This window comes from Cellvibrio sp. UBA7671 (assembly GCA_002483145.1).
Lineage (GTDB): Bacteria > Pseudomonadota > Gammaproteobacteria > Pseudomonadales > Cellvibrionaceae > Cellvibrio > Cellvibrio fibrivorans.
In genome coordinates this window covers 38635-64100 of sequence record DLHJ01000012.1, presented here as the reverse complement: position 1 = coordinate 64100, position 25466 = coordinate 38635, and the positions used below count along the sequence as shown (strand labels likewise).

Below are 25466 nucleotides of genomic sequence, written 5' to 3'. Positions count from 1 at the left end.
TCTTGTTCTTTTTTTAATACAGACCAGATCACAAAACAGACAAGATGATTTTGGCGACAAATTTTATTTCAGCGTGTTACACCACATCAAAAAAATGAGTATTTATTGAGCTTAATTTTTAGCAATTTCAATAGTGATATGAACCAACTCTTCGTGCACTTGTACTTGTTGTTTAAAAAAATCAGCATCAACATCTGCCTGCGTTATTAACGACAATACACAGGCATATTGATTGCGTCCCACCCGCCATACATGCAGATCGCGAATTTCGGCAGGCACCGTCCCCGCTGCAATTACTGCGCGAATCTCTTCAACCACCGGGGCATCCATCTCGGCATCCAGCAACGCGCGGCCACTAGTGCGCAACAAACCCAGCGCCCACACCGCCACTAAAACACCACCGACAATGCCCATTACCGGATCAAGCCAGTCAGCGCCGAATAATTTTCCGCCGAACAGTGCAATGATCGCCAACATCGAGGTCGCTGCATCGGCCACCACATGCATATACGCCGCGCGTAAATTCAAATCTTCATGCGCGTGCGAATGTTCGTGGTGATGTGCATGGTCATCTTCATGGTGATGATCATGCTCGTGATGATGGTGATGACCATCCTTCAGCCACCAGGCGCACATTAAATTCACCAGCAAACCGACAATCGCCAAAGTGATTGCTTCGTTGTAATGAATTGCTACCGGTGTAATCAAACGCGCGGCGGATTGATAAAACATTGTCACTGCCACCAGCAATAATAAAATCGCACTGGTGTAACCGCCGAGCACTTCAATTTTCCACACTCCAAAACTAAAGCGGCCATCTTGCGCAAGCTTGCGTGCAATCACATAGGCAAACAGCGCTAAACCCAAGGCCACCACATGGGAGCTCATATGCCAGCCGTCGGCGAGCAAAGCCATGGAGTTGTAGTACCAACCGCCGATAATTTCGATCAACATCATCGCCGCGGTGAGCATTAACGCGCGCCGGGTATTTTTTTCCGCGAGCGGATTGGTTTGGGTGGGGATGGGATGATGGCAGGTTTTGAAATAGGCTTGGGTCGTCATGGGCATACCAACGTGTTGCGTGCAAAAAGTAATTGCATGATGCCATTAGCTTTCCGCTCTACACCAGCGGCATTATCAACGATCAATCACGATTTCTGTGCTAGGCATCTAGAGGGCCTTTGACCCGATCCCCGAGATCATCCAGCACATGCAAATAGATTTCGGTGGTTCGAATGTCAGTGTGGCCCATCAATGTTTGAATTTGCTTTAAATCATACTTGGCTTGTAATAGCCGAGTAGCGAAGGAGTGGCGAAACGTGTGACAGCTAGCCTGTTTATGGATACGGACTTTCTTTATTGCTTGCTTTACATGTAACTGGATTGTAGTTGGATATATATGTGCCTGCGAATTACGTTGGATCGCGGGTCTTTGCTTGGTTCATTGCTTGGGAATAAAAATTGCCAACCTAAGGAATGCCCTGCTGAAGGGTATTTTTTTTCAAGCATGTTAGGCATATATACGCCCGCAATGCCACTGGCCTTATCAGACTCAAGCAGGTTTTGAACCATGCCAATCTGCTTTTTTAAATCAGGAATGATACTTTTGGGAAGTAACGTTGTTCTGTCTTTAAATCCTTTCCCATCTCGAATAACAATCTAACCCATTGCGAAATCAACATCTTTAACGCGCAATCGCAAAGCCTCAGAAACCCGAAGGCCACCACCATACATTAGTTGAGCCAATAGCTTATGGGGCATCACCATAGACATATATATTTTCTGTTGAGTAACTTTTTCCATCCGTACGAATAAAGACACGGAATTGGTCTAAGAATTTAGTAGGTGAAGGGGGTAAAGGAATGCGCACATCTTCCATAATTGCACCTGTTTGGATAACCAGTAATTGTTCAGTGTATCTACCCGAATTTGAATATGCAATTAATTGAGGTTGCCTGTGCTGTATAACTCCTTAATTAATTTGGAGTGATGATTAAGTTGTTGATTTGTAATGAGTTAAATCGATAGTAGGTTCGTCTACTTTGGGAATTATACGGCGGAACACCAAATTAGTTGGAATATCCTTCTGCGGGTTATATAGTCGGTGCAATTTAATAAACTGTTATGAGGGGAGAAATAAATAGTGAAAGTAGTTGCTGTTGTTTTTTTAATTTTACTTGGCGGCTGCGCCTCAAATGCACCCAAGGAAACGCATCAAGAGAAAGAGATTGAGGTTCGCACGATTCAGAAGGAGTTCACTCCTCATATCTGGTCTGACCATAAGATTCTTAAAGTTTCTACTGAAGTATGCGCGCAAAAAGGTACAGAAATACTTGAATCTCTTGGTTTTAATCAAATAGTAAAAAATGGCAGCTATGTATACGGAAACTATAGTAATAATCGGGCTGTGATTAAATGCACATCTGTAGGTGAAAGCACCTTTGTCTACGCCGCTGTAGCAGGCCCTAAGGTAGAAGTTGTTGAAAAACTACGAAATGAAATAGTGTGGCAACTATAAATTCACAACAAGTCGCGCCAGGATCGCAAACTTCGTTTGCTGGACGCATTGTAAGTCGCGCATTTAGCGAACCGCTGCGCGAAGTTTATCGCACATGCGCCACTTACAACGCGCCCCTGCGCTCAACGTTAGGCTGTAATAGGAAAGTGTTCATGGATAGTAGTGATGTGGAGAAACGAGGTCGTTTTTTATTGTGGCGCTCGGCTACAAATGAGTGCTGCTCGTTATTGAAACTAGCGTGTAAAATTAATAGATCTGTTAAAACACAATCCTATGAAACCCCTCTTCGTGAAGGCCAACCAACTTTCGAAGAGTTTAGAAAAGGAAAATCGAATTATGTAGCAGGAATGCTTCATGCCTCCCACATGCTTGAATATGAAGAGCTTTATCATAGCAATTTCCCTACCCTTGTTGAGTGCTATTTGATTAAAGACTATTGCATGATGTTAATGTCGGTATTTTTTTGTCAAATGTTGAATATAGGTTATGGCCACAATGGCATAGCATCTAAAAACACAAAAGAATTTGTTAATACTCATTTTAATGAAATTGTTAAAACTTCATTTTCAAATGAAGCAGATAGAGCTGAGTTTATAAAATTGAAAGATACATTGTTGGCTGCGAGAGATACGATGATAGGGCATGCTGATGCAAAATCTTTTGATATACAACATGGTGCAGGGCTGACTTCTTTGAAAATGCCTATAATATCAGTAAAGGACATTGATCCTGAAGTAGCATATAAGTTAATGAAGGGGTTTGAAAAAGGTTTGAGTGAGTACTCTGAAGAAGTATTAAGAATATTTGAGGCATCCAAAGTCTAACAAGCGACTGTGTTAAAAAATCAATACCTGCGCCGCAAATCTTAACGTTATACAAATCTTTCCGCAGCATTTAATATCAATTTAGGGAAAATCTAATTATGTCTCATTTTCACTTAGCTCAGCTCAATATTGCAAAAGCTAAAGATGAACTTACCTCTATTGTTATGAAGGGATTCGTTGATCGTTTGAATGAAATTAATGCGTTAGCAGATGATTCGCTTGGGTTTGTCTGGCGGTTACAAACTGAAGAAGGTGACGCTACGTCATTTAAAATATTTGATGACCCAAGTCTTATATTGAATATGAGCGTTTGGGAGAATATTGAGGCTTTAAGAAATTACGTTTATAAGTCTGTTCATGTAGAATTAATTCGTGGCAAGAATGAATGGTTTCATAAAATGAATACACCTCATCAAGTTCTTTGGCATGTTCCTGTTGGGCATATACCTACTGTTAGAGAGGGTGAGGCAAGACTGCTCCATCTTGAGGAACACGGACCAACTGAACATGCATTTACTTTCGCCAAACCCTATATTAAGTAATTCCAAAAAAATGTATAACAAGCGACTGCGGTAAAAAAAACCTGCTTCGCGAAGCACCTGCGGCTGTGCCTGATCTTGGGTGATCACAACAATACGGCGATGTATTATTTACAAACGCAACCTATTTTTATGTTTGATTTATCACTGCTTTATTATTCCTACCTCTAAAACAAAAAAACCGATCCTTGTGGGATCGGTTTTTTATTTTTCAAAAAAAATAAACTATTTATCTTTTATAAAAACCCTTGTTAGGGATGCCCAGTGGATCGGAAACATGGGTCGCGCGGTGCGTGATTAGTCTACGCGGATATTATCGATCCAGGCGCTGTCTTCGCCGGAGATACCGCTGCCATCTTTGCGGTATACAAAGCGCAGTGTATGAACTCCGGCGGGAATGTTCACTTGATGGGTTTGCCAGCTTTCATTGGTGCGTATATCGAGCATTGCTACATCGTCCAGATACACGAGCAGATAATCGCAACAATATTCTGCTGACACTCGCGCATCGAAACTCAGTGTTGATGCAGTGTAAACGGCAGTCCACTCCACTTCGGCAGTTTGGTTCTCGCCGATCGCGCCCGCGCGTAAACTTTTGCTCCCTAGGGATGCCGCGCTGCTGACGACTGACCAACCCGCATCGGCTCCGCCGGTTGGCTGTATCCAGCCACTACTTCCTGACTCAAAGGATTCAACAAAATTACTTAATGCTGCAGGTTTGCTGTTGGCGTCCATGGGGTCGGTGTGGTACTGGACTATCTCCAGATAGTCATTGATCAGGTCGTCATCGCTGTCTGCTTTGAGCGGGTTGCTCTGGTGATCGAGTAGTTCTTCGGCATCGCTTAGTCCGTCGCCATCGCTGTCCTGTTTATTGGGATCGGTGGCATAGTCCTCCACTTCGTCACCATCGTTGAGCAGGTCGCCGTCAGTATCGGGGTTGGCAGGGTTGGTATCGGCATTGAATTCTTCCAGTGCTGTCAGCCCATCGCTATCAGTATCGCTGCTGGCATCGCTTGCGTTGTTAGCCGCAAGGCCATAGGCCTGTTCCCACCAATCGGGAATCTGGTCGCTATCGCTATCCGCTTGTGGGAAGCCGGCCATGTAGTTCGCGGTAATCGCGAGACTTTTCACCCGCTGCCAATCCGGGCTGTAATGCAACAGCGTGTTGTTTTGGGTGTTGAGGAACAAATCACCGCGGCTGTTGGTGCTCATCGAGTAGATAGTCGCGGGTAATTCGAGACGCGCCTCAACCAAGCGTTGTGCGTTATAGCGAAGGATCTCATTGTTGTCTGCGAACACCACCAAGCGGTCGAGCTGATCAATCATGATTTGGTTGGCTCTGGCAACATAGATTTCACTTACCAATGCCAGCGTGACTGGATCATATTTGTAAACTACGCCGGTGTAATTCGCATGGGCGTAAATAAATCCCTGGCTGTCGAGGGCGATTGAGTTATACGTGTGGGCGCCGAAATAATCCACTGCGCCGGTCAACAGGTCCACTCTGGCAATCTTATTGATGGGGTTAAATGGATCCACAGAGGCCAGGTAGACGACCGATCCGGTGGCGGCCAGCGCGTAATTACCGTAGGAGTAAATGCTATTGAATGCCTCCAGCCCGTCAACATAACGCCAATCAAAGGTGGCCAGATTGAGCAGCCCTAAATGTGTTGGGTTGCTGCCAAAGGCAACGACCAGATAGTCGTTACCGATGGTTGCAATGCCCCGCAGGCTGCTATTGGTGTCCGGCAGGCGCGCCAATAACTCGCGCTTCAGTGTGCCCTTGATATCGTAGAACTGGATATTGTTGTTACTGGTGCTGGCAAACTGTACACCCATCTCTGCGTTGGTTTTGGCGGCCGCTATCACAACATTGTCCAGATACACGGAGCAGTTGTAGCTATTGGTACGGATAGAGACCGTGTGTTGTCCCAGTGGTATCAGGGTCTTCAGTGTTGACCACTCACCGGTAGACTGCACCCGGGCTTGCAGAGAGCCGTCGATGTAAACCTCAACCCCGGTGCTGCCGCTACAGCCGTATCTGATGTCGAGCGACAGGTCGCTGGCGGCAAAAAAGCCAGTGAACTGGATATTGGCAAAATTGCGCGCTTGCAGGGCCTTAGTGCCATGGCTGGCAACCCCTAGGCTGATACTCACATCTGTTGTTTCATTAGATAGGCTCCAACCGCTGGGCAGTTGGCTGTCTTCAAACGAAAACTGGCCGGGGCTGAAGAAGGCTGGCAGTGACAAGGCGTTATTCGGATTAGTCTCCTGGGCATATTCAAAGTAGTTAGGTACGGTATCGCCATCGCTATCTATGTCCCGGTCAGCGGCGCTGCGCGGATTTAAGCTATTGGCCACTTCCCAGCCGTCGGGCATGCCGTCGTTATCTGAATCGCTTGCGAGAGGATCCGTATTATGGGTTCCAATCTCGGCCGAATCAGACAACTGGTCGTTATCCGAGTCAGTGTCATCCGCGTAGGTCTTGCGGTTGAATTCCTGCAGGTTGGTCAAGCCGTCGCCGTCCTTGTCGAGATTGGTGTCGCTACTGCTGGCAGGATTGAGGTTGTAATGGCGCTCCCACCAGTCGGGCATAGCATCCCCGTCAGAATCCCCTTCCAGGTTAATTGCCGTCAGCGTGATGCTGCCCTGGATATAAAGGGCACCGTCGGCGCCTAATGCGAGTTGTCCGCCGGCATCGTAAGTCCAGAGCAATTCGCCATTAGTGGCAGAGAGCGCATAGGTTTTTGACTCGCTGCTGACAAAGACATGGCTGTACGTGACCAGAATATTGCTATTCAGGTATTGGTTGGTGGGCTGCCAGCTCCAGAGCAGCTCGCCGTTTAGTTCGCTGAGGCTTTGCAACTGGCCGTTGTTGATGAAATAGACGCGCCCATTGCCCGCGACTGGATGCCCGGCAATCTGCCCGGTGAACTTACTCCAGGTCTGGCTGCGCTTGGCAATACTGTAGTTGACCAATAATTGGCCGGATGCAGCCGGCTCCTCCAACAACAAGTTGTTGCGGGTGCCCAATACCGGGTGTTCAGCGCTGGTGCCTTGGATATCGATCCTGAACTCCTCACTGCCAGTGGCGCGATCCAGGGCCACCAGGCTGCGGTTGCTCACCGCAAACACATAGGCGTTGTTGACCGCAATATCGCGCGTACTTTGCAGATTGGCGGTGCTCCAGAGGGTGGCGCCGCTAGCCAGGTCTTTGGCGACTATGCCGCTGCTATAGCCCAGACTGGTGTATGCGCGATTGCCGAACAGGCTGGGGGTGTAATCCGCCGAGTTGTAACTGCTGAAGCTGGCGCTGAACAGGGAAGCTCCTGTATCCGCCGCGAATGCTTGCAGGGCGTTAGGCGCATTAGTGCTGAGGATCACCTTCTCATCCATATAGGCTACCCCCGGGGCGCGGTTGTTATCCCCCAGGTTTTGTTGCCACTGGCTGCTGCCGTCGATAGCGTTGAGCGATACCAGGTTTTTATCGCCATAAATCAGGAATGCGCTTTTGCTACCCGTGGCCATGGGTTTCAGGTATTGGTTGAAGCTTTTGCTCCAGCGCAGGTTGAAGTTGGCGGCGTTGACACTATAGGGCTGGAAGGCGTTGTGGGCTGCGTTACCCTGGCGTGGCACCCAATCCGTCGGTGTTGGTTTGCTGGCGGCGCTATTGGGCAGCGTGCCGGCGTAGATTTCATCGCGGTTGTTGAAGCCATCGCTATCGGCATCGGCAGCAGCGTCGTTGGCATTCGGGTTCAAGCCAAAGTCCAGTTCCAGGCTATCGTCCATACCATCGCTGTCGCTATCGCCCAGACGCGGGTTGGTTGCATGGGTGTTTACCTCGATGCTGTCGCTCAGCCCGTCGTTATCCGTGTCGCTATTTATGGGGCTGGTTTGATGGGTGTTAACCTCCAGTCCGTCGTTGAGACCGTCGCCGTCGGTATCGGCCAGCAGCGGGCTGGTTTTGGCCGTAAATTCATCCAGATTGGTCAGGCCGTCGGCATCTTCATCAGCATTGGCTTGCAGGTTGCCACCGTAGCGGCGCTCCCACCACTGCAAAATGCCATCGGCATCGGTATCGCCCAGCGTGTCGATGGCGGTAAGCGCAAAAGTATCCTGAATAAACAGGGTGCCATGGTCGTCCATCGCCAGATAACGGGCGGGTTTGTTAATCGACCAGATTACCTGCCGGGTGCGCAGGTCGATGGCATAGGTAGTGGCGCTATCCGAGTAAAAGAGATGGTTGGCGGTCAGTACCGGGTTGGACCCCTGCCAGCTGTTGCTGACGGGCATTTCCCACAGCAAGCGGCCGGTTTGCTCGTCGAGCACACAGAGTTTTTGCTCGGTCAGGGCATAGACTTTGCCATTGCCCAGCGCGAGTTTGGCGCTGTTGCAGCTGCTGTTGCTCCACTGATTGCTACCATCGGTGAGGCTGACGCTGGCCAACTGGGTGCCGCCCAGTTGCATCAGGATATTGTCGCGGCTGCCGAGCACTGTGGTCTGCAAATAGCTATTAGCGGGCAGGCTGATGTTTCTGAGCAGGGTGCCGTCCTGTGCGGAGTAAACCACCAGGGTATTGCTGCTCAGCCCCACCAGATGTTTAGCCGATACCAGAGGGCGCCAGTCGGTAGCGAAAAAGCCGTTGCTTAAACCGCTGGTCCAGAGCAGATCGCCAGTATCCAGGTTGTAGGCCTTAAAGCTGCGGCTGGAATTGGCCAAATAGAGTGTATTGCCACGCACCAGTGGTTGGTTGACTGAGAGATACCCGGCCGAGCTAAGTTCTTTGTTAAGCAGGCTGGCGCCCGAGTTGGCATTAAATACCTGGAGGTTGGTACCGCTATTGGTGCTCTGGGATAAGAAAACCAGCTTGTCGCCGCTGCTAGCGGGTAGCGAGAGGCCATTATTGGTGATGGCGGTGGTCCCGGTTTCTTGCCCTGTGCCGGTATCCCACAATTGATACTGGTTGTTGATGCGCGCCACCAAACGCTGGCTGGTGGCGACAGGCGCAGTGGCCAGTGAAACCGGGCTGGTTTTACTCCAGCGCTCGCTGAATTTACTCTCGTCTAACAGCAGGGGAATGTAATTGTTGCCCATGCTGGTGCCGCCGGGCATGGACCAGTTAGCTATCTCGGGCCGTTGGTTGGCATCGCTGATACTGGTGTTGGCGTGCACTTCATGGAGGTTAGAGTAGCCATCGCCATCGCTGTCTTGCAGGGCGTCAGCACTGTTGGTCGGGTTGAGTCCGGCCGCTACCTCTTCGCCATCGGTGAGGCCATCCTCATCCGAATCGGCCTTATCGGGGGCGCTATTGTGGGTTTTTACTTCCGCGCCATCGAGTAGGCCGTCAGCGTCGCTATCGGCAATTAATGGGGCGCTCTTGGCGGTGACTTCTTCGCCATCGGTCAGGCCGTCGCTATCGGTATCCGCTAGATTGGGATTAGTCATGAGCGCGAATTCCTGCAGGCCGGTCAAGCCGTCATTGTCACTATCGCCGGTGGCATTGACGTTCTTTTTAAGGCGCTTTTCCCACCAGTCGGGCAGGCCGTCGATATCTATGTCACCCTCCAGATCGAGCGTGACAATGCCCGTGCTGCCAAATACAACCAGTGCACCTTCTGCTGCCAGCAGCTTGCCTTTGACACCGTTGAGGGTCCAGGCCAGAGCGCCGCTATCCACTTGATAAGCGTAGGTATTCTGGTTATCGCTGACAAACAACAGGTTGTTGGTGAGTACCAGGTTACTGGTAAAGGTAGCCGCGCCCGGGATGCTGGATACCAGACTGCCGTCGCTCAGTTTGCGCACTTCAATGGCGGTATTATTGACGATATAAAAATGCTCGCCCCTGATGACAGGATCGCCGCTAAATTCCGCTTTCATCTGCCAGACACGGGTTTTACTGGCCAGATTAAACGCCACTACCCGGCCGGCATGGTTGGCAAGTACCAGGTCGCCCGCGACTACCGGCGCCAAGTTCATGCCTCCGCCCCAGTGTTGGGCATCCGGGTCGTCAATTTCAAACGCCACATTGCCTGAGGTTTTGTTGGCGACGGTCAATCGGGGTGAATAACCGCTGGTGTAGGCGATGGCATAGTCACCGCTGACAGCGGGTGTAAACTGATCGGTTTGGTTAAGGGTTTGCCACCATTTTTGCGCGCCGGTTTTAGCGTCTATAGCGTACATACCACCATAGTAACCACCGCCGATATAGACAATATTGTCCACAACGGTCGGCGCATAGTGATTGCTCCACTGGTCTTCCAACTGGGTCTTGAATAACAAGCGGCCATCAGCACTATTAAATGCCCATAGAAACGCATCGGCATGGCCGCCGGTTTGCACATAGACAATCCCGTCGGCGTAAGCGGGCGGGTTGTACACACTAAAATTGTGTGTGCCCGCAATGGATTGCGTCCACAGGGTAGTCCCTGTGCGTGCATCCACAGCATAGAGTTGGCCGGCATTATTGAAGAAGATATAACCATCGCCAGCAGCGCCCTGGTTGAGGCTCGCCAATTCTATTGGCTTTTCCCAGCGCGTTTTGAAGTTGGCTGGGGCAAGGGTCACATCCACATACCCGTTGTGGTGACTGTTACCCTGATGCGTCGGCCAGGCTGGGATAGCCTGCCCCAGAGGATCGGGATCGGCATTGTCGCCCTTTCCGTCTTTATCGGTATCCACGGTTTCGCTGGCGTCACTCGGGAACGCATCTTTGTTGTCGCCAACGCCGTCCTTGTCAGTGTCTTTGGTTTCAGTCGCGTCATTAGGAAAGGCATCGCCATTGTCGCCTACACCGTCTTTATCGGTGTCCAGCCACTCTTTAGGGTCACTGGGGAACGCATCGCGGGTATCGGCATAGCCGTCGCCGTCAGTGTCTACCGGTGGAGTGGGTTTAGATCCCCCGCCGCCGCCACCACCGCCACAGGCGACCAGTGCAAGACTTAATAAGCTACTCAGGAAAATGCGCGAGAAACTTCCAGACATACAAAACCCCTTCCATAAGGAATCAACAAGCTGAGAAAACAAAGAATTTATTCGGGATACAAGAGGCAGAATGGTGATTAACCGCGGTGGCTGCCGGGTGCAAATGCTAGCACACCCGTTTCGGATGAGCATGCCGATCCGAGTGGGTATACGCAAGGGCGCATGTTTTCACATCCATGCGCCCTGGATAAATACCAATACGATATTGACCTCACTCAGGTCGGTTCGACTCTTCCGCTATAATCCTGCTGGCCCTGTTTGGCAATATTACTATCAAATAATACGCAAGCCCCAGAGCAAGAATGACCGCCGCAGTCGCATAAATATAGGCAGCTTCCATTTCGTTAAAATCAAAAATAATCACTTTTCGCGCTGCTGCCATGAGTGCAGTGGCAAGAACAATTTCAACAGCTAAACGTGGATTGTGATCACCCTTGGTATAGAGAATCAAGTTGTGGTAAATCTCGATTGCAATCAATACGGCCATAAACGCACCAAAGGTTGCAAAGATATCTTTTATCTCAAGCAGCATTACTGGCGGTGCGATCAAACGGTGATAAAGCACATAAAGAATATCTGCCACACCCCAAATGATGACCAGCACCATGATGAAAGCTATGACCAGTGCGCAGTTATGAATGATGCGATCCATCACGTTTAACAGCTTTTGTTCATTCTGCTCTTTCATATCTGTGATCCTCCAACAGCACTCATTCTCTAAGACTGACGGGTTTTTAAAAGTGGTGCAGCAGCGCGTAAGCCTCACCAACCATAATCAATATCCACAGAAAAATGCTTATGCCGACGCCCGCCGCCGCAATATCCTTAATGATTCCTATCCGATGATTATTGCTAGCCTCGACAAAATCACAGAGGGCTTCGATTGCGGTATTAAATATCTCCGCGACCAACATCAATGCGGTAGCAATTAACACCGCCGCCACATCAATCCAATCACGAAACGCAATACAGGCTATCAACATAAACAAGGACAGCACCAGCTTATAGGCGACAGAGAAATCAGTAACTACTGCGAATTTGAGCCCACGCAGAACTACACCAATCTTTCTCAGTGGATGAAAACCTGGCTGCCCGGTATTGAGAAACTTATTTCTCATTGCTGGCTAATGCTTTCTGCTGTAACTCATGCAATTGCGCAATCCCTTTTTTAGCCAGACTCAACATGGCCGCAAATTCCGCTTCGCTGAACGGCTCGGCTTCCGCTGTACCTTGAATTTCGATAATGCCACCGTCATCACCCAGGACTACGTTCATATCAGTGTCTGCTGCGGAGTCCTCAGGATAATCCAAGTCCAACACAGGAACGCCTTGATAGATACCGACTGAAATAGAAGCAATAGCACGTTTGATTGGTTCACCGGCGACTTTGCCAGTGGATTTCAAATGGGCGACAGCATCGGCAAGTGCAACCCATGCACCGGTGATGGAGGCCGTGCGGGTGCCACCGTCGGCCTGAATAACGTCACAATCGATATGTATGGTGTTTTCACCGAGTGCGGTTAAATCGATGGCGGCGCGTAACGAGCGACCAATCAAGCGCTGGATTTCTACCGTGCGGCCCTGTTGTTTACCGCGCGCTGCTTCGCGATCCATACGCGTACCAGTAGAGCGTGGCAACATGCCGTACTCGGCGGTGAGCCAACCTTGCCCTTGACCACGTAAGAAAGGTGGAACTGAATTGACCACGCTCGCGGTGCAGATCACTTTGGTGTCGCCAAACTCCACTAGAACCGAGCCTTCGGCGTGTTTGGTATAGCGGCGGGTGATGCGAATGGGGCGTAATTGGTCGGGTGTGCGGCCACTAGGACGTTGCATAAAAGGAATCCTTACTACTTGAAATGGATCTATGGGAAGGTGTGATACCATCCCCCATCTGTTGATGATTGTTAAGTTGCCGGTGAACTCTACCAGCTCTCGCCCGTAGAAGTAACCGCCCCGCGCAGTATCCACCTTGCATAGAACGACTTAGTTCCAGGAGCCCTTATGCCACGTAGTATGACTGGATTTGCCCGCCGTGAAGCCAAACTCCCCTGGGGTACGCTGGTATGGGAAATCCGCAGTGTGAATCACCGCTACCTTGAACCCAGCTTCCGCCTGACGGAAGATTTCCGTGAAATTGAACCCCACCTGCGCGATGCCATGCGCAAAGCCCTGCAGCGCGGAAAAGTTGAAGCTAGCCTGAGCGTGCAGTGGGAGCAGGAAGGTGAGTCTGATTTGGGCATCAACCTCAACAAGATCGCGCAATTAACCAAAGCCGCACAACAAATTAATAGCCTACTCGGCGCCGTCGCTGCCCCCGTGAATGCATTGGATATCTTGCGCTGGCCAGGTGTAATCCAAAAACAGGAATTGGATCGCGAGCAAATGCACAAAGCCGCGCTCGAATTGTTTGATCTCGCACTCGAAGGTTTGATCGAACACCGCTCGCGCGAGGGCGCAGAGCTGCAACAATTAATTATTAACCGCTTGGATAGCGTTTCGGCACAGGTTGTTAATGTGCGTGCACGCATGCCGGAAATCCTCGCGGCGCAGCGCGAAAAATTGCACACCAAGCTCGCCGCACTGCAAGTGGATTTGGAGCCCGAACGCCTGGAGCAGGAAATTGTATTGCTCGCGCAAAAAGCCGATGTCGATGAAGAACTCGACCGCCTAGACACGCACGTCATTGAAGTCAAACGTAGCCTAAAACAAACCGACTCCCTCGGCCGTCGCCTGGATTTTTTAATGCAGGAATTAAATCGCGAAGCCAATACCCTTTCATCAAAATCGATTGTAAGCGAGACGACGCAAGCGGCGGTGGAATTGAAGGTGTTGATTGAGCAGATGCGGGAGCAGGTGCAAAACATCGAGTAACATTTTCCAAACCTGAACATTGGCCGCCACTTTATAAATCCGGGCGGCCAAGGCATCCAATTCTTCCCGCTGCAGATTACGGGCACTAGTCTCCCCTTCCTCATCTAACCACCCTGATTCATACCAACTGCCGGTGTTAAAATCAGCTTGCGTAAAATTATTCAACCAAATGGTTGACAATGGCTTTGTTCAGGAGAATACTTAACCATATGGTAAACAATCAAAGCGAACAACTTGATGCCGTATTCCATGCCCTTGCCGACCCTACGCGGCGGGCGATGGTCGCGCGGCTGGCACAGGCGCCCTGCGGCATTAGCGAACTGGCTGCGCCGTTTGATATGACGCTCGCAGCGGTTTCCAAACACATCAAAGTATTGGAAGGTGCGGGTTTAGTAGTGCGCAATATTCAGGGGCGCAACCATACCTGCCAACTCGACACCCGCCCCATGCACGGTGGCATTGAATGGCTGCGCCACTATGAACAGTTCTGGAACCAACGGCTGGATGCACTGACCGCTGTGTTGATCGCAGAGGATCAAACGCGCAACAGCAAGGATTAAACCGGGTCACCGCTCTCCGAGTCAGACCCTTGATCGTCCACAACAGGCCACTGGCCAAAGGAGTTTGAGATGAATGACTACGGCGTATTAACTGCACCGGATACCCTGCGCATTGAACGCATGTTGCCCGGCCCGATTGAACGGGTCTGGCAATATCTGACCGATTCCGACAAACGCTCCACCTGGCTAGCTGAGGGGAGCGTCGAACAAAAGATCGGCGGCAAAGTGGAGCACACTTTCCGCAATTCCGAGTTGTCACCCGAACACGATATTCCACCACCCAAATATTCCAACTGCGCGGGTGATGTACCCATGCTCGGTAAAGTCACCGCTTGCGAGCCGTTGCGCTTACTCAGCTATTTATGGAATGCCGGATCTGAGGGTGAATCGGAAGTGAGTTTTGAACTCGCACAGATCAAGGATCAGGTAAAACTCACCGTCACCCATCGCCGCTTGAATAATCCCGACGAGCGCTTAAGTGTCGCCGGTGGCTGGCATACCCATCTCAATATCTTGCGCGATCGACTGGAGGGCAAAACTCCGGAAGGATTCTGGAAGGTGCATACACGTCTGGAACAGGAATATGCGCAGCGTTTGGCAGGCTAATAATCTCCGGTGAAATCACGCAACAATCGATCAAGTAACATTAAAAGTTGCATAAGTTAAAAGCATGCAGTATCTTTTCACGTAACAAATAGTATTACGTGAAAAGGTGCTGCTTATGAAACGCGATTCCCGACTGTCGGGCGTGCTCCACGTCCTCCTGCATATGGCCGAAACCAATGTCCCCATGACATCGGAAGCCTTGGCCAACATGATGAAAACCAACCCGGTGGTGATTCGCCGTGTGCTCGCCGGTTTGCGTGAGCACCAGCTCGTCTGTTCCGCCAAAGGCCACGGTGGCGGCTGGCAGATTTGTCGCGAACTGGAAACCATCACCCTGCATGATATTTACCTCGCACTGGATAAACCCACCTTGCTCGCCATGGGCAACCGCACCGAGGCACCCGGTTGTCTGGTGGAAGAAGCGGTGAACAACGCGCTCAACCAGGCCTTTCACGAAGCTGAAAACCTGCTGCTGGAACGCTTCCGCAGCGTGACCCTCGCGCAACTCAGCGCCGATTTCCACCAGCGCAAACAGGCCCACGGGTTCACCGGCAACCACGAACATTCCATTTTTTCGGGGGAATAACACATGCAAATTTTCGACGTGATTGTGATTGGCGGCAGTTATGCCGGTATGGCGGGCGCACTGCAATTGGCGCGCGGGCGGCGCAATGTCGCGGTGATTGATGCGGGTATTCGCCGCAACCGTTTTGCCGAACATTCGCATGGCGTATTGGGGCAGGATGGAAAGCCGCCTGCGCAAATCGCTGCAGAAGCAAAAGCCCAGCTGCTGCTGTATCCCAACCTCACCTGGATTGAAGGCAGGGTTGAGTCGGCAGAAAAAACCGGCAATTTATTTAGGGTTATCACTGGCGATAATCAAACCCTGAGCGCCAAACGATTATTGCTCGCTACCGGCGTAAGCGACCATTTGCCCGCCATTACCGGCCTGCAAGAGCGCTGGGGCAAAACCGTTTTTCACTGTCCTTATTGCCACGGTTACGAACTGGACCAGGGCTCGCTCGGCGTGCTCGCCGTTAGTGAAGCCTCGGTACACCAAGCGCTGTTGATTCCCGATTGGGGTCCAACCACCTTGTTCACCAATAATTGTTTTACGCCGAGTGAGTTGCACCAACAACAATTGGCCGCGCGCAATGTGCGTATCGAAACCGAAGCCGTGAGCGAAATTGCTGGCGAGCAATCCGCCATTGTGAAACTCGCCAATGGTCGATTGGTCGAGCTAGCCGGGTTATTCGTAGCGTCACTCACCAAACCCGCCAGCCCCATCGCCTATGATCTGGGCTGCGAGCTGGCCGAAAGCCCGGTCGGCTTTTATGTAAAAACTGACGAATCCAAACAAACCAGTATTCCCGGCGTGTACGCCTGTGGTGATCTAGGCCGGGCGATGGGCAGTGTAACCTTTGCGATTGGCGATGGTGCGCTGGCAGGGTTTGCAGTACATCGCTCGCTAATCTTTGATGGTTTGCCTGCGTAAAACGCGATTAATCGATCGAAAGTGTCGATTAATTTAACATGTATAGCGTTTTGTGATTTGAGAAATTGTTATAATTCAATAACTTGGTGATTTGGCGCCAAAATTGCTATGTGAATGGCGTCATATTCATCTTGTTAGGAAAACACATGTTCACTAAGCACGTAGTAAGTTTTTTTGCCGCCACCCTCATCAGCTTTGGTGCTAATGCTGGCGTTATTTTTGAAGACGATTTTAATACTGAAGCAGGAGCTGCAGGCGTTTCCAGCCTCAACTACACCGGTTTCAGCAATTGGGCCGTATCTAACGGTACTGTCGATGTAGTCGCAAATGGCAACGGCTGGGGTATCACCTGTGCCGGTGGTAGCGGCAAATGTGTGGATCTGGACGGATCAAGCGGTAATGCCGGCATACTGACCAGCTCTTTGTTGTCACTCGGCGCGGGCACTTACACCCTGAGCTTTGATATTTCCGGCAACCAACGCGGCGGCGGAGCTGACAGCTTCACCTTGGCATTAGGCGGATTTTTGAATGAATCATTCAGTCTTGTTCCTACTGCACCATGGCAAACCATTACCCGCACCTTCACCGTAGTGGGTAACAATGCAAACAACATCATTTTCAACCACGCTGGTGGCGATAATATCGGCATCATGCTCGACAACATTTCCTTGAGCAAAGCGGATGTTCCAGAGCCAGCTACCTTGGCAATGTTTGCTTTGGGTTTGATCGGTTTGGGTTTTGCTCGTCGTCAAGCGCGCAAATAAACCAGATTTAGATTTACCAAAAACGGCTCCTTCGGGGGCCGTTTTTTTTGGCCAAGATCCACGCAAATGAAAACGGTTAGAAAACGATGATGAATATATCGCAGATGCAATCAAGCATTCCTGCAACAATAACGGAGGTGATAGTGATGTTGGTTGTCTTACTATAGAACATTACCCTGTTAATCATTTTATTGGACAGTTGTACTTATTTGGAAATTTCCCCATGACACTTTTAAAAGATGCTTCTTATAAACCTTTTACCACTTGCCTGTTTGTTTTGCTTACGCAATTTAGCCTTACCACGACAGCAGCAACGTTTTTGGAAATAGATACCGATGAGGGTGAGTTTCTGTTTCAGGGTAAAGATGTAAATGTCAGCGACGATGATGGTGATTTTGCGTTATTTTATTCAGCGCCCAATCAATTATCGGGTGGATTTACCTGGAGCACACCCGCTGCAGATAAATACAACATTCAATTAACCTTTTTCTCGGGCACAGATAAAAAATTCCAGGTTGGCCCCTATTTAAATACCAAGGGTCCGGGTTGGCTACAAGGTCAAATCGAACCGGCATTGGATGTCAATTTGATTGGCGCAGGCAGAGGCTGCTCATCGAATACCGGTGAATTCGTTGTTTATGAATTTGAGCCAACAGCAAAACCACCCCGGTATGCCATTAACTTTACCCAGTATTGTGTGCTCGGCAATCAAGCACAAATACGCGGCATATTGCGCATCAATTCCAACTTCCCAAAACAGGATTCCAAACCGCTTGCCGCTATTTCTTTACCTGAACCAAAAGCAATTGAAGGCAAACAATATCGGGTAAGCGGCGAAAACTCCCGCGCGCAGCAAGGTGAAATTATTCGTTATGAATGGAGTCAGGTATCTGGCCCAGCGGTGACATTTATCGATTCAACCCAGGAGACTGCATTAATTACCCTGCCAAAAAGTCTGCCCTTGGGCGGTGCCGATATTCTGCTGCAATTAACGGTGACGAATACAGCGGGCAATAGCGCAACCGCTCAAACCAGTATTCACGTCGATAGTAAAAGCGATCCACAATCATTTTTTCGCAGTGTGACGGGAACCGAATTCCCAACCAATGACGCCAATTGGCAACTGTATATCGGCCAAAACAATTTAATTAACGCTGTAGGCGGCAGTTGGGGTGTAATGGCTGACATAAGCACGAGCACTTCCGCACCTCCTGAATATCGTGTCTCTATTAATCCACCGGAAAATCAGAATCTGCAACCGGGTCTTTATGAAAATGCGCGGCGTTTTGCAGGTGCAACGGCAGGGCTGGATTTTTCGGCGAACGGTTTTGGCTGCAATGCTTCGTATGGTTCATTTAATGTATTAAGCATTCAAAATGAAGGGGATCTGCTCACGCAATTCCACGCGCGTTTTACCCATTACTGCGAATCACTTGCTGCCACACCTACCAGTGGAGAAATCGCTTTCAACGTATTTGATCCCAATGTGCCTAAAATTAATATCGCAGTGCCGCAAACTATTCTGGAAGGCGATACGGTCACGCTGGATGCGTCTGCTTCGGTAGACAACATAGGTAGTATCACCACCTACCAATGGACAGGGCCGAACAACATCGTCATTGAAAACAGCAATAAAGCCATTGCATCATTTAAAGCCCCCGCACTGACGGGCACAGCTCCTCTATTGGCTATTTTTAAATTACATGTGACGGACAACGAAGGCTACCAAGCCGAAAAATCGGTCACGCTGACTATTTCTCCCAAACCAAAATCATCCAGCGCCTCATCAAGTAGTGCTAAATCCAGCACTGCAAATACCAGTGGTTCTAATACCAGTGTTTCAAATTCAAACGGATCAGGTTCAGGTGGTGGGGGTGCAGCAAGTTTATGGTATTGCCTTGGCTTGCTGATGCTAGTGCTGCTGCAAGCATCACGCCTCTCATTAATCCGCACAGGGTGTGCACGCGACATATAAATCGTCAGGATTCAATCAGGCGGGTGTGCTCATCTCACCCGCCTCTTTGGATTCGCTTTACCCGTTGTGAGCACCAATAATTTTGCGGGGTGATCTCTACTAACTCGGCTAATCTATTCAAACGCATTTTTCGCTGTGCAAGCACCACATCCAGATTCACAATAATTGGCAAACAACCTCCGTATTTAGTGAGCTCAGATTCTTAATTTCCCCTACATAGGGCTCACCCCACTGAAGTCCCCCTAAAATCAAGGTAATCTGCCGTTTTCATTAGAGGGAAATAGATATGTACGAAGACATTCTCAATTTCTGGTTTAACGAACTCACCCCGGCGCAATGGTGGGCAAAAGATGAAAAGTTGGACGAGCAAATTAAACAACGCTTTTCCGCTATTCATAACCAAGCAACTCGCTGCGAATTATTTGATTGGCGCATGGCCGCAAAAGGGCGCCTGGCAGAAATCATTATCCTCGACCAATTCTCCCGCAATATCTTCCGCGATACTCCCCAAGCCTTCGCCAATGACTCATTAGCCTTGGCACTCGCGCAAGAAGCACTGGCCGTAGACGCCGATAAAGCCTTGTCTCCCACGGAACGCAGTTTTCTCTACCTGCCGTTTATGCACAGCGAATCCGCAGAAATCCATAAAGTAGCCGTGATGTTATTTAGCGCACCGGGGATGGAAAATAATCTGGATTTTGAGCTTCGACACCAAACCATCATTAACCGATTTGGCCGCTATCCGCATCGCAATGAGATTCTTGGCAGGGAATCAACGCAGGAGGAGATTGAGTTTTTGAAGGAGCCGGGGTCGGGGTTTTAGATGGGGAGGGAATTATTAGATGGTTTAAGTTTTGGTGGATTTGTATAGGCAGACTATACAAATCCAGTAGTTTTCAAACCAATCCCTCCCGTTATGACTTAAAAAGCAATGGCTTTTGGCTTACAAATTCCCCTCATGTAATGCGATGTATTTCACAAATCTTCGGCTATAGTAGAGAATCGTTGCCTAAAAGGAGCGATGGAATATAAGAATAATGAATATTCAACCAAATGAAAAAGCCTCCATGAGGAATGCGAACGTGACTAATTCGGACGCGCTTACCTAATTAAAAATTTATAGTCAGTTGGATGACAGATGAAAGAAATCGAAAACCCACCTCACGCTTCGTCTCTACTCGAGTCCATGCGATCAATAGGTTATTCCTTAGAGTCCGCATTAGCAGATCTAATTGATAATAGTATTTCAGCTAAAGCAAAGCAGATAAAAATAGAATTTCGACCATATGACGATGACCCATATATTGCGGTTGTCGATAACGGTATTGGAATGTCCAGAGAAACCTTAGCGAATGCTATGCGACACGGCAGCACCAATCCACTCCAAATTCGCGATATTGATGATCTTGGTCGCTATGGGTTAGGGCTGAAAACATCATCCCTTTCACAATGCCGACGAATGACTGTTATTTCCTTGATGAAAAACGGTTCGCTAGCTGCTTTTTGTTGGGACTTGGATGTCATATTGACGAAGAAAGCTTGGGTCATGTTAGAACTAGAGGAAAATGAGATTTTCAAAATGCCTCACGTAGCAGACTTACAAGCATGGGGAACAGGAACAATAGTGCATTGGCAGCAGCTCGATAGGTTGGCCGCAGGCGAAAGTTCTCTGGAGTCTGCAATGGGAGAGCAAATGGATATTGCTCGAAACCACTTGGCATTGGTTTTCCACAGGTTTATTAGCTCTGAACATGGTCGCTCTCGCATTTCAATTTCAATAAATAATCTTGCTTTACCATCTATAGATCCTTTTCTTTCTGATCATACGGCTACACAGCATCTCGATGAAGATAGCTTTAAGGTTGAAGGCCATAAAGTTGTAGTTAAGCCATTTATCCTTCCGCATGCAAGTAAGCTTAGTCAGTCAGAAGTCGATCAGGCGGGAGGGAATTTAGGATTACGTAGTTTGCAAGGTTTTTATATCTATCGTAATCGTCGACTAATAATTTGGGGTACCTGGTTTCGACTTGCTAGAAAAGATGAATTGAGCAAATTGGCTCGTATTCGAGTTGATATACCCAATACGCTGGATCATTTATGGACTTTAGATGTAAAAAAATCCGCAGCCTTTCCTCCAGAAATCGTTCGCGCAAATTTACGAAGAACTATTGAGCGAATAAGACATGTAAGTGGGCGAACAATAGTTTTTCGTGGACGTAATATAGAAAAAGGCGATGTAATGCCTGGCTGGCACGAGGTACTTAATAGAGATGGTGTTAGATTTGACATTAATAGAGATCACCCAATAATAAAAAGTTTTTACCGTACGCTTATAAAAAATCAACAGCATTCATTTGATAGTGTGCTAAATGCAATTGAAAGTACTTTTCCATCCGAAGCTCTATATTCAAGAATGGCGTCAGACGTACGTGCAACACCAAATGAGGAAAATATAGAGAATCGATTGCGAGACATGGCAAAAAGTTTATTCTCATTATCTGGAATGGATAAAGAGTTCAGAGCTAATTTTTTAGCTAGCCTCCACTTAATAGAACCGTTTAATAAAAATCTCGAAATCACTAGAAAAATCGTAAAGGAGATAGAGAGTAATGAAGAATAAAAAAATAACCGAATTGTCCGAAAATGGGGTAAAGCTGGAAGAAAACATTCGTATATATTTCAAAAATAAAATTCCAATGGAAAGTGAAATTGTAACACTCGCTAGTGCATTACGTGTCATTCCTAATTATTGGATAACGGATGACGAGTACGATCAGATAATAATGCGTTTGCATGAAAGTCTAACTATTTACATGGGTTTAGGGAGTTGCGTGGAGGACAATTCGACTCCTTGGCTTCTGGCGAGGAAAGCCGAAATAGATCCTTTTTATTGGGGACGATATAAAAGTGATTTGCTTCGTCAGGGATGGCCGCATCCAGTAGTCGATTCCCTTGATAAAGTAACGGATCAGATTCTGGATCGAGTTGGTGATCCATTCAATGAATCAGGATGGTCCAAGCGCGGATTGGTTATGGGAGATGTGCAATCCGGTAAAACTTCTAATTATACTGGACTAATTTGTAAGGCTGCTGATGCAGGATATAAGCTCGTCATTCTACTTACAGGTACTTTAGAAAGCTTGCGTCGTCAAACACAGGAACGATTAGATTCTGGTTTTGTAGGGTTAGAAAGTGCGGGGATTGTTAATCGTACACGTCAGCGTAGGCTTGTTGGGGTGGGGCTGATTAATCCTGATAGAGATGCTGGTGTTTTCACATCTACCATGTCTGATTTCAAAGAAGTTACAGCGAATCAGCTCGGCTTTAAATTAAAAAACTATAGTGATCCCGTATTGTTAGTCGTTAAGAAAAACAAACGAATATTGGAAAACCTTACAAATTGGCTAACGACATATAATGCCAATAATGCAGGCAAGATAAATCTCCCTCTTTTGCTAATTGACGATGAAGCAGACAATGCTTCTGTCAACACCAATCCCAAAAAAGCTACTGCAATTAATGCGAGCATAAGGAATTTATTAAATGTCTTTCCTCGCTCAAGTTATATTGGATTTACTGCAACACCATTCGCTAATGTATTTATTAATCCTGACACAACAAACGACATGTTAGGGGATGACCTATTTCCTCGTGATTTTATTTATACACTTGATGCTCCTACAAATTATTTTGGCGCGACCAAAATTTTCGGCGAAGAGTCAAATCCGAAACATTTGAAAAGTATTGATGATGCCGAAGCCATTTTTGGCGAAGTGAGTAATGACAACAATACCAGTAAAGGGGTAGGGGCCGATGGCGTTATAACTGAGGTTCCGAATTCATTGATTATCGCTATGCATTGTTTTGTGGTTGTAAATGCGATTATGGATTTACGAAGCAACTCACCGAAACATAGATCTATGCTTGTCAATATTACGCACTATACGAATATTCAAAATCAAGTAGCAGACATTCTTGATGGAATTTTGCGAAGAATACAAGAAGACATTAGACATTACTCCATGCTTAGTGATACAGATTCACAAAAAAATTCTACGATGCTCGCATTACATAGCATTTATTTAAAAGAATATGCTGGCGCCGGGGTTTCTTGGGATGATGTGAAATCGACTTTAGCGGCTTCATCTTTGTCAATTCAAATGCGCACTGTAAATCAAAAATCGGGAGCCGCAAGTTTAGACTATTCAATTTACGGAGAAAGTGGACTTAGAGTCATTGCAGTGGGTGGTAATAGTCTTGCGAGAGGAATAACTCTAGAAGGGCTTTGTGTTAGTTACTTTTATCGAAGAACACAAATGTATGATGCCTTATTACAAATGGGAAGATGGTTTGGATATCGTACCGGATACGAAGATCTATTTAGAATATGGATTTCAGATACATCAAGTGATTGGTACTCGTATATTGCTATAGCTGCGGATGAGCTTAGAGATGCAATTCGCCAAATGCAAAACTCAAGACTTAAGCCCGTAGACGTGGGATTGAGAGTTCGCGCTCACCCAGAAGCGTTATTAATTACTGCAAGAAATAAAATGCGTGATTCTGAAGAAATAACTGGTTCAATTAATATTAGTAATGAACTGAAAGAAACTACACGTTTGTCATCTGAGGCAGATGTAATTCTTAGGAATTACGTTGTAACAGAGAACTTAACTCAACAATTGATTGAAGTACATTCAAATAATCGTGATGATGAAAAATTTCCTTTTTGGAAGGAAATTCCAAAAAATATTGTTGCCGATTTTTTGGAACGATATTTATCTCATCCACTTGATACTAGATTTCCTTCCAAAGTAATTGCTAATTTTATAAGAAAATCAGGAGAAGACATTCTTGACTATTGGGATATTGCATTTCCACGCGGTCAAGTTGATTTTCAAGAGTTTTTGGGTGGTTTTTCTATCAACGCATTACAAAGACAAGTAACGCTGGACTCTATATCACGATCATATTTGGTGGGTGGTAGCAAGCGACGTTTAGGTGACAGCTCTCATGAAAAAATAGGGTTATCTGTCACTGATATTGGAATCGCTGAAACGGAATTTAGATCAGAACCAGAAAATAAAGAAAAAACCATTTCAGGAAAAGCATATCGGAAACAGCGGAAAAAACCACTGCTTCTATTGTATCTATTAGAACCCTATGAAAAGGGAAGTGACCAAGCCGTGCCTCTTCCTGAAAGATGTAAGTTTATGGTTGCTGTAGGTTTAATATTTCCAGCCCTGAAAAATGGAGGTGAAAATTTCACCTATAGAATTAATCTGGTTGAATTGCGTAACTTACTGCCAAACGAAGTTGAGTACGATCCTATAGAGGATGAGGAGTTAGATGAGGATGAATCCTGTGCATGAAGATTTATCTAATAGGTGGGATTCATTTCCTTTGGGCATTGAGGATTCTGTATTTCAATTATTTGATAAGACTCATCCTTTAAGATTTTATATAGGTAAGAGTGTTGAAAACCATAGAGTCCTAATGCTTGTAGTGAAATCTCGCCCACCTACTGTTAAAAGTATGAGGGTAATTAAAATTAAATCCTATTCACGTGAAGATGAGACTTGGGCGTTCGTATTGACACTGGAGAATCCCACTCTAGAACCAATGTTTTCTCTTTTTTGTGCTGATTTAATCGGTTTTTCAAAAAAATTTTTCGGTTCGGAAGAAGACGCTTTATTGGCGATTTTACGCCGGCTGTCTTATTGGAGACTATTACTGAAACGTGATAGTTTAAATTTATTAAGCGAGAATGAAGTAAGAGGATTATGGGGAGAATTAATTTTTTTGAAAAAATTGTTTACGGATTTGGGAGTAAATGCCGCACTAAAGTCATGGGTTGGCCCTTTTGACGCACCTCAGGATTTTCAGACTGACGAATGTTCTTGGGAAATAAAAACAATTAGGCCTGCGGCCAAGAATGTTTTCATTTCCTCTGAGCTTCAGTTACAAATTTGCAAATCGCCGATTTACTTAGTGATTATTGAGCTTTTCCAAACCTATAGTTTGGATGAAGCTAATTCATTTTCACTTAATAGTTTAGTGGAAGAAATAAAATCTTCATTACAACACGATATTGATGCATGCGATTTGTTCGAGGAAAGATTAAGTTGTACCGGCTATATGCCAAGAAGTGAATACGATGACTTTAAGTATAAAGTCAACAATGTCGCTAAGTACGAGGTCTCTGAAGGATTCCCTTGTATAACCAGTGCAATGTTACCCACCGGAATTTCTAACGTAAGATATGAGATTAATATTTCAGATTGTGAAAAGTATCAAATAAAACCAACCGATGATAATTGAGGGACCAAA

21 protein-coding genes are annotated in these 25466 nt (G+C 47.3%); 14 read left to right on the top strand and 7 right to left on the bottom strand.

Going from position 1 to position 25466, the window contains the following annotated elements; genetic code table 11:
• Positions 1-111: 111 nt before the first annotated feature.
• From dmeF to B4E62_RS08695, 3 genes are all read right to left on the bottom strand, one after another.
• The gene (dmeF, locus tag B4E62_RS08705; RefSeq protein WP_310069285.1) at positions 112-1062 is read right to left on the bottom strand and encodes a CDF family Co(II)/Ni(II) efflux transporter DmeF; all 951 of its coding nucleotides are present in this window, start codon (positions 1060-1062) and stop codon (positions 112-114) included.
• Positions 1063-1162: 100 nt separating this feature from the next.
• On the bottom strand, positions 1163-1360 hold the full coding sequence (locus B4E62_RS08700; protein ID WP_414633259.1) for a tyrosine-type recombinase/integrase: 198 nt from the start codon (positions 1358-1360) through the stop codon (positions 1163-1165).
• Positions 1361-1659: 299 nt separating this feature from the next.
• On the bottom strand, positions 1660-1734 hold the full coding sequence (locus tag B4E62_RS08695) for a hypothetical protein (protein WP_331352035.1): 75 nt from the start codon (positions 1732-1734) through the stop codon (positions 1660-1662).
• Positions 1735-2143: 409 nt separating this feature from the next.
• Here B4E62_RS08695 and B4E62_RS08690 point away from each other — a divergent pair, with 409 nt between their 5' ends.
• The 3 genes from B4E62_RS08690 (at position 2144) to B4E62_RS08680 (ending at position 3884) form a co-directional block, all read left to right on the top strand.
• Positions 2144-2518, top strand: coding sequence for a hypothetical protein (locus tag B4E62_RS08690; RefSeq protein WP_331351791.1), 375 nt, complete (start codon positions 2144-2146; stop codon positions 2516-2518).
• Between the two features lie 152 nt (positions 2519-2670).
• Positions 2671-3342, top strand: coding sequence for a hypothetical protein (locus B4E62_RS08685; protein WP_331351790.1), 672 nt, complete (start codon positions 2671-2673; stop codon positions 3340-3342).
• Positions 3343-3440: 98 nt separating this feature from the next.
• A complete protein-coding gene (locus B4E62_RS08680) occupies positions 3441-3884 on the top strand; it encodes a DUF3291 domain-containing protein (protein ID WP_331351789.1) in 444 nt (147 codons plus the stop codon).
• A 294-nt stretch (positions 3885-4178) separates the two neighbouring features.
• Here B4E62_RS08680 and B4E62_RS08675 read toward each other — a convergent pair whose 3' ends face one another.
• The 4 genes from B4E62_RS08675 to rph all read right to left on the bottom strand — a co-directional run bounded on the left by B4E62_RS08675 (position 4179) and on the right by rph (position 12698).
• Positions 4179-10862 (bottom strand): PQQ-binding-like beta-propeller repeat protein, encoded by a 6684-nt coding sequence (locus B4E62_RS08675; protein WP_331351788.1) that lies wholly within the window; start codon positions 10860-10862, stop codon positions 4179-4181.
• Positions 10863-11073: 211 nt separating this feature from the next.
• On the bottom strand, positions 11074-11550 hold the full coding sequence (locus tag B4E62_RS08670) for a phosphate-starvation-inducible PsiE family protein (protein ID WP_331351787.1): 477 nt from the start codon (positions 11548-11550) through the stop codon (positions 11074-11076).
• Positions 11551-11596: 46 nt separating this feature from the next.
• Positions 11597-11980, bottom strand: a complete 384-nt coding sequence (locus B4E62_RS08665; RefSeq protein ID WP_331351786.1) for a diacylglycerol kinase — start codon at positions 11978-11980, stop codon at positions 11597-11599.
• On the bottom strand, positions 11970-12698 hold the full coding sequence (gene rph, locus B4E62_RS08660; protein ID WP_331351785.1) for a ribonuclease PH: 729 nt from the start codon (positions 12696-12698) through the stop codon (positions 11970-11972). The genes B4E62_RS08665 and rph overlap by 11 nt, the downstream gene beginning before the upstream one ends.
• A gap of 168 nt (positions 12699-12866) precedes the next feature.
• Here rph and B4E62_RS08655 point away from each other — a divergent pair, with 168 nt between their 5' ends.
• The 11 genes from B4E62_RS08655 (at position 12867) to B4E62_RS08605 (ending at position 25457) form a co-directional block, all read left to right on the top strand.
• On the top strand, positions 12867-13736 hold the full coding sequence (locus B4E62_RS08655) for a YicC/YloC family endoribonuclease (RefSeq protein WP_310069310.1): 870 nt from the start codon (positions 12867-12869) through the stop codon (positions 13734-13736).
• A gap of 209 nt (positions 13737-13945) precedes the next feature.
• Complete coding sequence (locus B4E62_RS08650; protein ID WP_310069313.1) at positions 13946-14296, top strand: metalloregulator ArsR/SmtB family transcription factor; 351 nt, start codon at positions 13946-13948, stop codon at positions 14294-14296.
• Positions 14297-14365: 69 nt separating this feature from the next.
• Positions 14366-14902 carry an SRPBCC family protein gene (locus tag B4E62_RS08645; RefSeq protein ID WP_331351784.1) on the top strand — a complete coding sequence of 179 codons (537 nt, stop codon included), beginning with the start codon at positions 14366-14368 and terminating at the stop codon, positions 14900-14902.
• Between the two features lie 115 nt (positions 14903-15017).
• The gene (locus B4E62_RS08640; protein WP_310069319.1) at positions 15018-15488 is read left to right on the top strand and encodes an Rrf2 family transcriptional regulator; all 471 of its coding nucleotides are present in this window, start codon (positions 15018-15020) and stop codon (positions 15486-15488) included.
• Between the two features lie 3 nt (positions 15489-15491).
• Positions 15492-16397: an NAD(P)/FAD-dependent oxidoreductase gene (locus B4E62_RS08635; RefSeq protein WP_331351783.1), complete on the top strand. Its 906-nt coding sequence runs from the start codon at positions 15492-15494 to the stop codon at positions 16395-16397.
• Positions 16398-16543: 146 nt separating this feature from the next.
• Positions 16544-17161, top strand: coding sequence for a PEP-CTERM sorting domain-containing protein (locus B4E62_RS08630; RefSeq protein WP_331351782.1), 618 nt, complete (start codon positions 16544-16546; stop codon positions 17159-17161).
• Positions 17162-17384: 223 nt separating this feature from the next.
• Positions 17385-19136, top strand: a complete 1752-nt coding sequence (locus B4E62_RS08625; protein ID WP_331351781.1) for a PKD domain-containing protein — start codon at positions 17385-17387, stop codon at positions 19134-19136.
• 286 nt (positions 19137-19422) lie between these two features.
• On the top strand, positions 19423-19959 hold the full coding sequence (locus B4E62_RS08620; RefSeq protein ID WP_331351780.1) for a DUF924 family protein: 537 nt from the start codon (positions 19423-19425) through the stop codon (positions 19957-19959).
• Positions 19960-20274: 315 nt separating this feature from the next.
• Positions 20275-21756, top strand: coding sequence for an ATP-binding protein (locus tag B4E62_RS08615; protein WP_331351779.1), 1482 nt, complete (start codon positions 20275-20277; stop codon positions 21754-21756).
• The gene (locus B4E62_RS08610; protein ID WP_331351778.1) at positions 21746-24508 is read left to right on the top strand and encodes a Z1 domain-containing protein; all 2763 of its coding nucleotides are present in this window, start codon (positions 21746-21748) and stop codon (positions 24506-24508) included. The genes B4E62_RS08615 and B4E62_RS08610 overlap by 11 nt, the downstream gene beginning before the upstream one ends.
• Positions 24492-25457 (top strand): PD-(D/E)XK motif protein, encoded by a 966-nt coding sequence (locus B4E62_RS08605; RefSeq protein WP_331351777.1) that lies wholly within the window; start codon positions 24492-24494, stop codon positions 25455-25457. Before B4E62_RS08610 ends, B4E62_RS08605 begins: the two co-directional genes overlap by 17 nt.
• The last annotated feature ends 9 nt before the right edge of the window (positions 25458-25466 follow it).